Annotated in this window: 9 protein-coding genes and 1 tRNA gene; 8 read left to right on the top strand and 2 right to left on the bottom strand. The window is 34.2% G+C overall.

Going from position 1 to position 14,731, the window contains the following annotated elements; all coding sequences use genetic code 11:
- Window positions 1-50: 50 nt before the first annotated feature.
- The 7 genes from mrcB (at window position 51) to GAPWK_RS12085 (ending at window position 9,138) form a co-directional block, all read left to right on the top strand.
- Window positions 51-2,384 carry a bifunctional glycosyl transferase/transpeptidase gene (mrcB, locus tag GAPWK_RS12115; protein WP_025316488.1) on the top strand — a complete coding sequence of 778 codons (2,334 nt, stop codon included), beginning with the start codon at window positions 51-53 and terminating at the stop codon, window positions 2,382-2,384.
- A gap of 10 nt (window positions 2,385-2,394) precedes the next feature.
- On the top strand, window positions 2,395-3,204 hold the full coding sequence (gene mutM / locus GAPWK_RS12110; RefSeq protein WP_025316487.1) for a bifunctional DNA-formamidopyrimidine glycosylase/DNA-(apurinic or apyrimidinic site) lyase: 810 nt from the start codon (window positions 2,395-2,397) through the stop codon (window positions 3,202-3,204).
- A 436-nt stretch (window positions 3,205-3,640) separates the two neighbouring features.
- Window positions 3,641-4,936, top strand: a complete 1,296-nt coding sequence (gene tolB, locus GAPWK_RS12105; protein ID WP_025316486.1) for a Tol-Pal system beta propeller repeat protein TolB — start codon at window positions 3,641-3,643, stop codon at window positions 4,934-4,936.
- 170 nt (window positions 4,937-5,106) lie between these two features.
- Complete coding sequence (gene pal / locus GAPWK_RS12100) at window positions 5,107-5,592, top strand: peptidoglycan-associated lipoprotein Pal (protein ID WP_025316485.1); 486 nt, start codon at window positions 5,107-5,109, stop codon at window positions 5,590-5,592.
- Window positions 5,593-5,657: 65 nt separating this feature from the next.
- Window positions 5,658-6,389 (top strand): tol-pal system protein YbgF, encoded by a 732-nt coding sequence (ybgF, locus tag GAPWK_RS12095; RefSeq protein WP_025316484.1) that lies wholly within the window; start codon window positions 5,658-5,660, stop codon window positions 6,387-6,389.
- Window positions 6,390-6,520: 131 nt separating this feature from the next.
- Window positions 6,521-6,596: transfer RNA gene (locus GAPWK_RS12090), tRNA-Lys, on the top strand.
- A 424-nt stretch (window positions 6,597-7,020) separates the two neighbouring features.
- Window positions 7,021-9,138: a TonB-dependent receptor gene (locus GAPWK_RS12085; protein WP_025316483.1), complete on the top strand. Its 2,118-nt coding sequence runs from the start codon at window positions 7,021-7,023 to the stop codon at window positions 9,136-9,138.
- Between the two features lie 125 nt (window positions 9,139-9,263).
- On the opposite strand, the gene pepT is transcribed toward GAPWK_RS12085, so the two are convergent.
- Both pepT and GAPWK_RS12075 read right to left on the bottom strand, forming a co-directional pair.
- Complete coding sequence (pepT, locus tag GAPWK_RS12080) at window positions 9,264-10,493, bottom strand: peptidase T (RefSeq protein ID WP_025316482.1); 1,230 nt, start codon at window positions 10,491-10,493, stop codon at window positions 9,264-9,266.
- 24 nt (window positions 10,494-10,517) lie between these two features.
- The gene (locus tag GAPWK_RS12075) at window positions 10,518-12,077 is read right to left on the bottom strand and encodes an AbgT family transporter (RefSeq protein ID WP_025316481.1); all 1,560 of its coding nucleotides are present in this window, start codon (window positions 12,075-12,077) and stop codon (window positions 10,518-10,520) included.
- A gap of 376 nt (window positions 12,078-12,453) precedes the next feature.
- Between GAPWK_RS12075 and GAPWK_RS12070 the strand changes: the two genes are divergently transcribed.
- On the top strand, window positions 12,454-14,730 hold the full coding sequence (locus GAPWK_RS12070) for an aconitate hydratase (protein ID WP_025316480.1): 2,277 nt from the start codon (window positions 12,454-12,456) through the stop codon (window positions 14,728-14,730).
- Window position 14,731: the final 1 nt, after the last annotated feature.

The following is a 14,731-nucleotide window of genomic DNA, read 5'->3' as shown; positions in this document are numbered from 1 at the left end:
TATGCTATTATAAGGTTAATTTTTATTGAATAATAAATATTAGGTGCAGCTTGAATAAATCAAAGAAAACAACCAAAACAAACAAAAAACGATCCGCTAAAAAGGTTAAGAAAAAGACTTTATGGCGAAAGCTTTGGTCGTTTCTGTTTAAAGTCTTTCTTGTTTTTGCTGCTGTAGCTATAATTTATGGTATCTATCTTGATCAGCAAATCAAAGAACGTATTGATGGTAATGTTTGGGAGCTACCCGCAGCAGTTTATGGTCAAATTATCGATCTTGAGCCTGATAGTGAATACAGTCTAAGTGATGTAGTAACTATGTTAGTTGGGGCTCAATATCGACAGCAAGACACCAAAGCAACACGCCCAGGCGAATTTATTGTTAGTAATGATACGGTAGAAATTTATCGTCGACCTTTTACTTTTCCAGATGGTGAAGAAAAAGCGTTTCGTGTCAAAATTTCATTTTATGATAATCATATTGATCGTATCACTAATTTAGATACAGGTCGTGATTTTGGGCTATTACGCATTGATCCTAAATTAATTACTATGCTTCATTCTCCAAATGGTGAGCAGAGATTATTTGTGCCGTTAAAAGAATTTCCTGATTCACTCATACAAACATTAATAGCCACTGAAGATAAGCGTTTTTATAACCATTTTGGAGTGAGTTTATACTCTATTGGGCGTGCGATTTTTGTTAATTTAACGACAGGTCGTACAGAAGGAGGTAGTACCTTAACGCAACAAACAGTAAAAAACCTTTTTTTGACTAATGAACGTAGCTTAAGCAGAAAGATCCGGGAAGCTTATATGGCATTGATTTTAGATGCTAGATATAGCAAGGAGAGAATCTTAGAATTATATCTTAATGAAGTCTATTTTGGACAAGCAGGTAGTGAAGAGATTCATGGATTTCCATTAGCTAGCTTGTATTATTTTGGGCGTCCTGTCAATGAGCTTACATTAGATCAGCAAGCAGTTTTAGTTGGAATGGTAAAAGGAGCATCACTTTATAATCCTTGGACACAACCAAAACAAGTTCTTGAGCGCCGTAATGTTGTTTTAAAACTTACCCAGCAACAAGGTATTATTGATGATGAGTTATATAACTTATTAAGTCAGCGCCCACTCTCTGTATTACCTAAAGGGGGGGTCATTTCTCCTCAACCTGCATTTATGCAAGTTGTACGTAGTGAACTGAGAAAGCTGTTAGGAGATAAAGCTGACCATCTTTCTGGAATGAAGATCTTCACTACTTTTGATCCAGTTGCTCAGGCAGCTGCTGAACAAGCAGTAACCAATCAAATAGAATCATTACGTAAATCTACGAACAAAGATTTACAAACTGCAATGGTTATTGTTAGTCGGGAAACGGGTGAAATTCGATCAATTATAGGTAGTGCTGAACCACGTTATCCTGGTTACAATCGAGCATGGTTAACAAGACGATCAATTGGGTCTTTAGCTAAACCTTCAACCTATTTGACTGCTTTAGGACAACCAGATAATTATCAACTAAATAGTTGGCTTAATGATAATCCGCTGTCAATTAAAGTCGATAATGGAAGCTATTGGCAACCGAAAAATTTTGACCGGAAATATCGTGATCGTGTTATGTTAGTGGATGCTTTAGCGCTCTCACTTAATGTACCAACAGTTAATTTAGGAATGGAATTAGGACTTGATGCGAGTAAAAATACTTTAGAAGAATTGGGTGTACCGGCAGATCGTATACCTAATTTACCATCTAGATTACTTGGAGCTTTAGAATTAACTCCATTAGAAACAGCACAGATGTTTCAAACTATTACTAATAATGGACAACGTTCGCCATTAACTATTCTTCGATATGTATTAACGGATAAAGGCAAGTTGGTTTACCAAAGTTATCCACAGCAGCTACAAGCTGTGTCACCTCAGTCCGCTTATTTAACAACTTATGCTATGCAGCAGGTTGTTGAATCAGGTACATCACGTTCATTAAAAGCTAAATATGGACCATTTAAACTTGCTGCCAAAACTGGGACAAGTAACGATTCACGAGATAGTTGGTTTACAGGAGTTGATGGTAAAAATGTTGCTGTCATTTGGATTGGGCTTGATGACCATTCTCCTATGAAATTAACAGGAGCAACTGGAGCGCTAAAAATTTATAGTGAATATTTACAAAATAATCCACCTAAGAAATTAGTACTGCCTATGCCACAAAATATTTTTATGATGCCAATTGATAGCAATGGTCAGTGGCAATGTGGTGGAAGTGGTGTTCGTACTTTGCCTGTATGGACCGTTAATCCGCAAAGTTTATGTTCTGGCAGTAACCAATCGGTGTCTGATAAATCGGCACCTTCTTGGGTATCTAAAATGTTAAATAACTAAGTAGGATTCTATGCCTGAATTACCAGAAGTAGAAACAAGTCGTCGTGGTATTTTACCTTATTTGAAAGGTCAGACTATTAAACAAATAATTGTTCGACAGCCTAAATTACGTTGGGCAGTTGATGATGCAATTAAGAATGCTCAAGGACAAGTTATTTTAGATATTCAAAGACGTGCGAAATATCTGTTGTTGCAATTGTCTTATAACTGGATAGTAATTCATTTAGGAATGTCAGGTAGTTTACGCATTTTAAAAAATCATCAAGAAGCTGAAAAACATGACCATATTGATTTGGTTTTAGAAAATGGTGTGATATTACGTTACACAGACCCAAGACGTTTTGGGTCTTGGCTTTGGGCTAATTCACCCGATGATGTATTCCAATTGCAACATTTGGGACCAGAACCTTTGAGTGATGAATTTTCAGCAAACTATTTATTTGAAAAAGCCAAAAATCGAAAAATTCCCATTAAAAGTTGGATTATGGATAATCATGTTGTGGTTGGCGTTGGCAATATTTATGCTTCAGAATCATTGTTCATGGCAAAAATTAATCCCAATCGAAAAGTCAATTCTATACAATTAGTGGAATTTGAAAGATTAGTTAATGCTATTAAGCAAGTACTTACTAAATCAATTTCACAAGGTGGTACCACTCTTAAAGATTTTTTGCAATCGGATGGAAAACCAGGTTATTTTGCACAAGAACTTCAAGTTTATGGTAGAGACGGTGAAAAATGCCATATTTGTAATGCGGAAATAAAATCACAAAAAATTGGACAACGTAATACGTTTTATTGTGAACAATGCCAAAAATAATAAATTTCTTCTTTTTATGTTATTAATTATTTAAAATAGTAGATGTAAGTTAAAATAATATTGTTAACCCAATTGAGCTAAAAAGTTAAATTTTGTATAAATAACATCTATCTTATTCTTTAAACCATCATTAACCCAGATAAGTATACATACCAATTTTTCAATTAATTAGTCTTTAATAACTGGAAAGCTAATTATTGAAATGCAGCAAAGAAGTAAATATTTGAAATATTTTTGCTTTGAAGTGGCTAGACTTGTTACGCGATATCGGATATCTTTTGGGGCATAAAAGTATTTATCTTTTATAAAGTTTAATATGTAGCGCTAATTAATTAGTGATAAAATATTAAGCTTCATAGATTTTTCAATCGCGTTATTTCTAATTTGCATTGATTTTAATGTAATTTATTTCGCTTTTATTAAGGAATTTAAGATGATCAAATTTGCTTCTCGCTTTTTGATAACATTATTTGTTTTATTTTATATGATGATTGCTAATGCAGATGTTCGCATTATTATCACCGATGGTGTTAGTTCTGCCAAACCAATAGCAGTTGTACCTTTTAAGTGGACGGGATCTGGAGAGCCGCCACAAAATATTGAAGATATAGTTGCTTCAGATTTACGTAATAGTGGTAAATTCAATCCTATTGATGTTAATAATATGCCACAAAAACCAACAACTGCTTCAGAGGTTACTCCTACTGTTTGGGATCAACTTGGAGTTTCAGCTGTGGTTGTTGGTACTATTCAACCTGATGCTTCTGGAAAATACTTAATTAATTATCAATTAGTTGATACCGTCACTCGTCCTGGTGCAGTTTTAGCTCAAAATCAATATTCTATTGATAAACGCTGGATTCGTTATGCAGCCCATACTGCAAGCGATGAAATTTTTGAGTCATTAACAGGCATAAAAGGCGCTTTTAGAACACGTATTGCTTATGTGGTTAAAACTACTAGAGGACCTTTTACACACGAATTAAGGGTGTCTGATTACGACGGGTATGATCAAATGACTGTCCACCGTTCTAAAGAACCATTAATGTCGCCTACATGGTCACCAGATGGCAAAAAACTTGCTTATGTAACTTTTGAAGGTGGTCGTTCATCATTAGTTGTAAAATCATTAGAAACCGGCGCTGTTCAAACAATTGCGGCTTTCCCTAAACATAATGGTGCTCCTGCTTTTTCTCCTGATGGCAGTAAATTAGCTTTTGCATTATCCAAAGATGGAAGTTTAAATTTATATATGATGGATTTAAACTCAAAGAAATTAACTCAAATTACATCAGGTCGTAGCAATGATACTGAGCCATCATGGATGCCAGATAGCCAAACAATTGTTTATACTTCTGACCAAGCTGGTCGTCCTCAACTTTATACTATTAATATAAATGGTGGGAGTTCCCAACGTTTAACATGGGATAATACACAGAATCAAAATGCCCGTGTAGCTCCTGATGGTTCTTTTATTGCAATGATTTCGACAAATAACGGCGAACAGCATATTACACGTTATGATATAGAAACAAATACTTATCAACGATTGACGGATTCATTTTTGGATGAAACACCAAGCATAGCACCTAATGGAACTATGATTATTTATAGCTCAACACAAGGATTAGGAACAATTTTGAATCTTGTGTCAACCGATGGTAATTTTAAAGCTAGACTACCTGCAACTGATGGACAAGTAAAATTCCCAGCTTGGTCGCCATATTTATAAATAAAAGATTGAAATTTTTTTCTATATTCTGAATTTTAAAATTGTGCAAAATGTAATAGCGTTATAATATATAACGCTATTATTTCTAATTGATAAATTGTGTTATTTTTTGATTAGTAAGAGATATAATATAAAAAGCAATATTTTTAAAACACAAAGGAGTTAATACAATGCAATTTTCTAACTTTCTTAAAGTAGCTGCGGTTGCTTTACCACTAATGGCAGTTACTGCATGTTCATCAAACAAAACCACTACTGACGAAGGTGGAACTACAATAGATAATGCATCACAAAAAGTTTTAGAACAAATTCGTAAATTACAACAAATGAATATCGTATATTTTGATTTTGATAGATACAATGTTAAACAAGAGTATGCAACATTATTAGATGCTCATGCAATTTTTATGCGTGCAAATTCAGGTGTTAAAGTTGTAATTGAAGGTCATGCTGATGAACGTGGTACTCCAGAATACAATATCGCATTAGGCGAACGTCGTGCGAGCGCAGTTAAATCATATCTACAAGGAAATGGTGTTTCTGGCGGACAAATGGACATCGTATCTTATGGTAAAGAAAAACCAGCAGTATTAGGGCATGACGAAGAAGCTTATTCTCAAAATCGTCGTGCAGTAATAACATACTCAGGTTTCTAATTAATTTATTCAACGGCTGTTTATCAGCCGTTTTATTTTTCAAGTTCACGCCGAGTATAAATAATATGCATAAAAAAGCACTGATATTGTTCTTATTTCTTTTATCTAACAGTTATAGTTGTGCAGCGAGAAGTTCAGATTTAGAAAGAACGATTCAAGCGCAAGGTCAATTACTAGTTGAAAGTCAACAGAAAATTAGTGAATTACAAGCAGACGTCGATACACTTCGTGGTCAATTAGAAGAAACTCAATACCAGCTTAATCAAACTATAGAACGTCAAAAAATGATTCTTCAGCAACTGGTTAATGGTTCAGGACTCCCTTCTAATACTAATCCACCCAAAGAGGGTATATCTTTACCAACTTCTCTTACTGAAGATCAACCACCATCAGATTTATCAAGCTGGACAAATTCTGGTAATGATAAAACTGATTATGACTTCATTGTACAATTTATTAATGATGATAAACAAAATGCGGATACAATAGTTGCCTTTCAAAAATTTATAAAGAATTACCCTAAATCAACTTATTTAGCTAATGCTAATTATTGGTTAGGTCAACTTTATTATAAGGAAGGAAAGAAAGATGAAGCTTCATTTTATTATGCTACTGTTGTAAAAAATTATCCATCTTCTTCCAAAGCAGCAGATAGCCTTTATAAAGTGGGTGTTATCTTATTGGATAAAGGTGATAAAAAGAATGCTAAAAACGTTTTTCAACAAGTTATAAGCAAATATGCTAAAGATAAAAAGACTGTTGATCTTGCGAAACAAAAATTAGCATCGATTAAATAAAGTGTATAAATAACCAGCTATTGAATTAAAATACTAATAAAAGGGTTGCGCTGCTTAGCAATTATAAGTATTATAGCAACCCGAAATCGCTTGTAGCGTTAGTTGTTAAGCATAAAGATTTCGTTCAATATGGGTTGTTAGCTCAGTCGGTAGAGCAGCGGACTTTTAATCCGTTTGTCGAGCGTTCGAATCGCTCACGACCCACCACTTTCTCTCTTCATTTAAAAATCATAAAAAAAATATCAATTTAATAAACTTAACTTAATAAAAAACATTAACGTTAGTAAAAATTTATCTTTAATAAATTTGAACAACAAGCATTCTTAATTCAAAATAGGTTAAGTATCAAAAGGTTAGAATAATCAAAATTAATTCTTATCATCTTCATTTATACTTTCTTAGTTTAACAAAATCACTTTGAATATATATTAACCGTTATAAAGGTATCACTTAATAAAATCGTATTACTTATATTTACTAATGTTACTATATTTCAACAAAATATAATTAAAAACCTATTTTATAGGGGGTGAAAAACATAAAATAAGTTGTATATGTAAATAATAATCATTATCATCATTATTGTTGTTTTAGCATTTATCAAATAACACAACAAATAATAGGAAAAATAATGAAATTAGTTAGTCAAATAGTCTTACCTTGTTTATTGAGCTCTACTGCTCTTATCGCTTACGCTCAAGAAAAAGTTAACGATGATAATGATATTGAAACTATGAAAGTTGTCGCAACAATTAAGGATAATAATGATCAGCGAATAAAAAAATCATCAACAGCAACTAAATCATCCTTTGATATAAAGGATATTCCTCAAACTATTAATTCGGTTGATCTTCAACAAGAGAAAATTTATGGACAAAATGATCTGAGCATCATAGTAAATAAATTACCTGGGGTAGATGCAACTTATGATATGCGAGATGAAGGTATCAAAATCCGAGGTTTTTCCGCCAGCTCTGGCGATATTTATCGTGATGGTGTTCGCGCGAGTGGACAAGTTAGACAAAGCACCGCTAACATTGAACGAATTGAAGTGTTAAAAGGGCCCGCCTCAGTACTTTATGGCAGAGGCTTAGGTGGCGGAATGATAAATATGATTAGTAAACAAGCAAACTTTGATTCACCCACTACGTTAAGTTTGAGAGGGGGATCTTGGGATAAATACGGCGGAATGATAGATATAAATCGTGTTTTACATGATAAGATTGCTATACGCATGACAATTGATCATCAATCAGATAAAAGTTTTCGTAAAGGAATAAAACAACGCGATACAATGGTTTCACCAAGTATATTGTATGATAATTTGGCTGGATTTAATTGGTTAGTACAATATACTCATGATAAATTATGGCGTAAGCCAGATAGGGCGCCAGCCTATTATAACCTACCTAAAGGCGTCTCAATTAAAACCGCTTATGCTCACCCTGATGACTATGTAAAAGATAATTTTAATTCATTACGTTCAGTTATGGGATATGAATTTAATCATGACTGGTCTATCAAGCTAACTAATCTATATCGTAAAGCTGATCAGAATTTCGATCACCTTTATGCAGGTAATTATTGTGATTTAAATGGTAAACTCAGTAATAGTGCGCCTTGCGACTACAAAGGTAAATTAAAATTCCGTCGAGCTTGGCAAGAAACATCAAATAAAACTTATAGCAATACCCTTGATTTAGTAGGTAAGTTTAATACGGCAAGTATTTCTCATGATATGTTAATAGGGTTTGAATATAATATTGAGAAACGAGAACCTAGATTAGCGTTAACTACTCAATATCCAGAAGCAGTTGATCCGTATCACCCTCATTGGAACTCGAAAAAACCTCGATATAATAAATTAAGTACGAAAACTAATCATAAAGCTACATCCAAAGGGATATATTGGCAAGACCTAATTAGTTTTACTAAGCAGTGGAAATTACTTGCAGGATTACGTTATGATAATTATGAGTTTGCATCGGATAACAAATTAAATCATCAAAATCGTTCATATGATGGACACTCCCTAAGTCCTCGGATCGGGTTAATTTGGCAGCCGATAGAATCTCAAAGTTTTTATGCTTCGTATAGTAAAAATTTTGCGCCATACGGCGGTCGCGGTTTAATCACAATTGCAACCGATTCTAAGACTGTTTACGATGACAAGCCTCAATATTCTCGTCAATATGAAGTTGGTGTTAAAAGCGATTGGTTTAATGATAAGCTTTCCTCTCAAATCGCGCTTTATGACCTTGAGCTTTATAATGTTCGTTATCAACCTGATGCTGTTAACGATCCTTATAATTGGCAAGTTAGAGGCAGTGATAGAAGCCAAGGTATAGAATTAAGCGTAATAGGAAAATTGAGCAATGATTGGTATATCAATAGCGGTATTGGTTATCAGCAAGCAAAAGTTCATAAAGATAAAAAAACACCTGCTAACAAAGACAAATATTTATCCAATACCGCTAAACATAGTGGTTATTTAAGCGTACGTTATTTGCCTTATGAAAATTGGTTTACTGAATTGGAAGTTAACTATAAGGGCTCAATGTATAACGATGATAACAATCAGATTAAACGTCCAGGTTATGCATCATGGAATGCTGCAATTGGTTATCAAACTCAATTCGTTGATGTGACTTTAGCTATAACTAATTTATTAGGTAAAGAGTATTGGCGTTCAAGTAGTATGCCCGGTACACCTCGAGCCTTTTTATTAACTGCAAGTTATAAATTATGATACTAAATTAATGTTTTTAGGCTTGAGAGCTAATAGGTTAACTATTTATGTATTCATAAAAAGTAAGCATAAATAATAAGTTGCTACAGTAAAGAGGGAATAGCATTCCCTCTTTTTTATGATGTTTAAACTTTAGCTGCTAATTCAATAATTTTCATTGTTACTTCGAATGATTTTACAAATGATGATAACGGTAAAAATTCGAAACATGAATGAAAGTTATGTGCACCAGTAAAGTAGTTTGGTGTAGTCAGGCCTCTTGCCGATAGAGCTGAACCATCTGTTCCGCCACGCATAGCAATTGTATTTGCCTTAATATTCAATTGCTCAAATGATCGATAAATTAAATCAATTGAACGCTTGTCTTCACCTAAATAATTAGCAATATTACTATAAGTATCGGTTATTTGACATCCGATTTTAGCTCTTGGATATTTACGGCTTATAAAACTTATCACTTCTTGGATATAAGTTTTACGGGCTTCATATTTAGCCAAATCAAAATCTCGGATACTCATTTTTAACGTTGTCGTACTTTGATTACCAATAATATCGTTAAACCAGAAATAACCTTCTTTACCTTCAGTATGTTCAGGCGTTTCGAAACTATCAAAACAGTTAATAATATCGTTAGCAATACCAATAGGGTTGATTAAAACATTTTTAGCTGACATTGGGTGTGCAGTTACACCTTCAATTTCAATAATTGCTGAACCTGCATTAAACGTTTCATAAACGACTTCACCTAATTCGCAACAGTCAATTGTGTAAGCAAAATCGGGTTTAAAACGATTCAAGTCAAGTTTCTTCGCGCCGTTTAAACCGACCTCTTCATCAGGTACGAAAGCAACATAAATATCACCATAGGTACAATTTTGCTTTTGTAATTGATCTAACATTGTCATAACAACAGCTATTGCAGCTTTATTATCGGCACCTAGCACACTTGTACCATCAGTAACAATTAATTCTTCATTGATGTATTTATTCAATTCAGGATGCTCAGCAACTTTAAACCAGATATTTTTATCTTTATTTAATAAAATATCTTCACCCGTAAAAGTGACTCGTTGTGGGTTAATTTTATCCGATAAGGCGACATCAACCGTATCAAGATGAGCGACGTAACCAATTTTAGGCGCATTTGGATTATTTCCAAGTAACTTAGCAGTTACAATACTGTGTTCATCAAGATGAACTTCTTGAAGATTAAGATCAATTAACTCTTGTTTGAGTAAATTGGCTAATTGTGTTTGTCCTGATGTAGAGGGAACATGCGCACAACCCATCGCACTTTGACTTGGTATACTAACGTAACGTAAAAAACGTTCAACTAATTGTTCGGTAATATTCATATTATTTTGACTCCTTATTGATGACTAATGATTCACGGGTGGATAAACATAACCACTATCAAAGCCGATAGGCAGTCCTAGGAACCAAAATAGCAGTAAATTAATTGTTAAAGCAATAAGTAAGCCCGCAGTATATGGGATCATCATAGAGCTTAAAGTACCCACTCCAGTATTTTTACAATACTGCTGACAATAGGCAATGATTAAAGGATAGAAAGCAAACATTGGTGTACTAACATTGACTGCTGAGCTAATACGATAGGCCGCTTGTGTTAGTTCTGGTGAGATACCAACAGACATGAGCATAGGAACGAAGATCGGCGCTAAAATAGCCCATTTTGACGAAGCAGAAGTAATTAATACATTTAACATGCTAGTTAAAATGATCACACCAAAAATAGTGACAACCGATGGTAAATGTAAGGCTTTTAAAAATTCAGCACCACCAATGGCAATCAATGTCCCTATTTGGGAGTGTGAAAAAACATATAAAAACTGTGCACAAAAGAATGCAAAAACAATAAAAGGAATAAGAGATTGAGTAATCTTTTCCATTGATTTGACAATATCACGTGATGATTTAAATGCGCCAGTGATTACGCCATGGATTAAACCAGGAATAGCAAAAAAAACAAATAATAAAGGTACAATAATTTGCATAATCGGTGCTTGATTGCTGGTTAAACTACCATCAGGTGCACGCAGTAAAGAATTTTCAGGTAACAGTAACAATACTAATCCAATAGCAATAATCAAAAATATGCAAGAAGCGATTTTAAAAGCGCGATTTTCTAAAGGTGTAATTGCTGGTGAATTAGCCAAATTATTAAGTTCAAGATCGTTATTTAGTGGCATCGTTGCTTTTAAGCGAGGTTCAACAATTTTATCTGTTATAAACCAACAAGCAATTAACACAAAGAATGTACCTCCAAAACTTAAAAAATAGTTACATAAAACATTAACTTGATAAGATGGATCGATAATTTGTGCCGCACTTTGGGTAAAACCTTGCATGATCGGATCGATGATTGATGGCGTATAACTTGAACTAAAACCACCTGCTAATCCTGCAAATGAGGCCGCTATCCCAGCCAGAGGATGACGGCCTGTTGCATAAAACATCATTGCCGAAACAGGCATTAAAATAACATAAGCAGAGTCAGCTGCAATATGACAAACCATACTGACAAAGATAACTGACGGAGTAACTAATTTTTGGGGAGTTACAGCCAATAACTTTTTAAGTAATACATGAATATAGCCACTACTTTCCGCAATTCCTATACCTAATGTGGCAACAATAGTAATGCCCAGTGGGGGAAAACTAACAAAATTGGGTACCATTTTAGTAAAAAATGTTACTAAATGATCAGGCGCTAGCATATTAACGACCGCCAGTTTTTCTTTAGTTACTGGATTTATAAAATCGAAGCTCACAAATGAAAGTAAAAATGAAGCAACAAAACAGATAATTAAAGCAAAGAAAAAAAGTGTGGTGACATCGGGGATTTTGTTTCCAATTCGTTCTATAGTATTTAAAAAGCCGCCGGTTCTAATCGGTGACGAATTTGTAGTTTGATTCATAAAAAAATAAGTATATATGTTGTCGGACCGACAATTTAGCACATATCAATACGGTAGGTAAACCAAGTGTTAGTTAAGTTTTATGCTATTTTATTAATTTAATTTAAATGTTCTTATCATTACTATAATTTATATAACTAGTTATTTTTAAAATATCTTTGATATGCATCTTAATTCATATTTCGTTAGTATAGCCTATATCACCGGTCATCTTTCATGCAAATTATATTCAATTATTATTAACAACAATGTAATTGCATAAAAAATTTTTAGTGATATATTAATTGAATATTTAGTCATAAAAACAGCATAAATATTCAATCAGGTTAAACGTAATACTTTAGGAAATATTATAATACACGCAGTGGGGGTTATCATGGTTTTCGATATTGATTTAATTAAATATATCTATCAGCACTATCCACAAAAAATTGACCTCATTCGGCAAAGAATCGGAAAACCATTAACCTTAACAGAAAAAATTCTTTATGCACATCTAACACCAGGAGAAGAGCTTAAAAATTATAAACGTGGTGAAGATTATGTTAATTTTGCGCCAGACCGAGTGGCTATGCAAGATGCAACCGCCCAAATGGCGCTCTTACAATTGATGAATTCAGGAAGAAATAGAGTTGCTGTACCATCAACAGTTCATTGCGATCACTTAATTCAAGCGTATAAAAATGCTCATGATGACTTAATTATTGCTGAAAGTAATAATCAAGAGGTCTATCAATTTCTACGAGATGTATCAAACAAGTATGGTATTGGGTTTTGGAAGCCTGATGCCGGCATCATTCACCAAGTTGTTCTTGAAAATTATGCTTTTCCGGGTGGGATGATGATAGGTACGGATTCACATACTCCAAATGCAGGAGGCCTTTCAATGATAGCTATTGGCGTCGGTGGAGCTGATGCTGTTGACGTCATGGCTGGTATGCCATGGGAATTAAAAATGCCTAAAATTATTGGGGTAAAATTGATTGGTAAATTATCTGGTTGGGTCTCACCTAAAGATGTTATTTTAAAACTTGCTGGTATTTTAACGGTTAAAGGTGCAACAAATTCAATTATTGAGTATTTTGGTGAGGGTGCTCAATCTTTATCAGCAACAGGAAAAGCAACAATATGTAATATGGGTGCAGAGGTTGGTGCTACAACATCCATATTTGCATATAGTAAAAAATCTGCCGATTACTTGGCGATAACTGGTCGCCAAGAGGTGGTTGATTTAGCGAATAAATTAGTTGACTGTTTTAATCCAGATTCTGCTGTTTTAGATCAACCAGAAAAATACTATGATCAAGTGATTGAAATTAACCTTTCCGAACTTGAGCCTTATGTAAATGGGCCTTTCACGCCAGATTTAGCTTATCCAATCTCACAACTTGCAACAGCAGTTAAAGAACATAATTACCCAGATAATATGGAAGTTGGATTGATTGGTTCATGTACTAACTCTTCCTATGAAGATATGATGCGTGCCGCATCGGTGATTAATAATGCTAACCAATTAGGGCTCACCGTAAAAGCCAAATTAATTATTAATCCAGGATCCGAGCAAGTAAAATATACTTCCAAGCGAGATGGTATATTAAATCATTTTGAACAAGCTGGCGCTGCCATCATGGCAAATGCTTGTGGACCTTGTATAGGACAATGGCGCCGTGATGAAGTAGCCGATGAACATAAAAATTCGATAGTAACATCGTTCAATCGTAACTTTGCTAAACGTAATGACGGCAGCCCAAACACTTATGCTTTTGTGTGCTCTCCTGAAATTGTAGTGGCATTATCTATTGCTGGAAAATTAAGCTTCAATCCATTAACCGATAACCTAATTAACGATAAAGGACAAAAAGTCAAACTTCAAGAGCCAAGCGGTGATGAATTACCGAAACGTGGATTTGAGGTAGATGACGCAGGCTATGTTGCTCCAATTGCTGATGGCAGTTTAGTGGAAGTTCATATTGCTACAAATTCTGAAAGGTTACAGCAACTTGCTCCTTTTTCTCCTTGGGATGGAAAAGACATTATATCACAACCGTTATTAATTAAAGCGACGGGTAAATGTACCACAGATCATATTTCAATGGCAGGTAAATGGCTAAAATTTCGCGGTCATTTAGATAATATTTCAAATAATATGCTGATCGGCGCTATTAATGCTTTTAATCATAAAAGCAACTCAGTGTTAGATACTCAAACGGGGGATTACATCGAAGTTCCAGCATTAGCTCGCAAATTGAAAGCACAAGGCATTGGTTCAATAGTAATTGCCGAAGAAAATTATGGTGAAGGTTCATCACGAGAACATGCTGCGATGGAGCCACGTTTCTTGAATGTTAAAGCGATAGTTGTTAAATCATTTGCTCGAATTCATGAAACCAATCTAAAAAAACAAGGAATGTTAGCACTGACATTTGTTGATAAGTCTGATTATGACAAAATTCGTGAAGATGATCTGATTAGCATTACCGGTTTAACTGATTTTATGCCTGAAAAACATCTGACATTAACGCTTCATCATCATGATGGTACAACAGATTCTTTTGCTGTTGCTCATACTTATAATCAATCTCAAATAGATTGGTTTAAAGCGGGCAGTGCTCTAAATAAAATGAAAGAACAATTTAATGAAAACCACAAATAAG

Origin of the sequence: Gilliamella apicola (assembly GCF_000599985.1) — a bacterium.
Classification (GTDB): domain Bacteria; phylum Pseudomonadota; class Gammaproteobacteria; order Enterobacterales; family Orbaceae; genus Gilliamella; species Gilliamella apicola.
The sequence above is the reverse complement of the archived record's forward strand: the minus strand, read 5'-3'. Positions and strand labels throughout refer to the sequence as shown.

Coding starts and splice junctions, on each gene's coding strand:
- mutM (WP_025316487.1), top strand. CDS start 2,395: ATGCCTGAATTACCAGAAGTAGAAACAAGTCGTCGTGGTATTTTACCT.
- pal (WP_025316485.1), top strand. CDS start 5,107: ATGCAATTTTCTAACTTTCTTAAAGTAGCTGCGGTTGCTTTACCACTA.
- ybgF (WP_025316484.1), top strand. CDS start 5,658: ATGCATAAAAAAGCACTGATATTGTTCTTATTTCTTTTATCTAACAGT.
- GAPWK_RS12085 (WP_025316483.1), top strand. CDS start 7,021: ATGAAATTAGTTAGTCAAATAGTCTTACCTTGTTTATTGAGCTCTACT.
- pepT (WP_025316482.1), bottom strand. CDS start 10,493: ATGAATATTACCGAACAATTAGTTGAACGTTTTTTACGTTACGTTAGT.
- GAPWK_RS12075 (WP_025316481.1), bottom strand. CDS start 12,077: ATGAATCAAACTACAAATTCGTCACCGATTAGAACCGGCGGCTTTTTA.
- GAPWK_RS12070 (WP_025316480.1), top strand. CDS start 12,454: ATGGTTTTCGATATTGATTTAATTAAATATATCTATCAGCACTATCCA.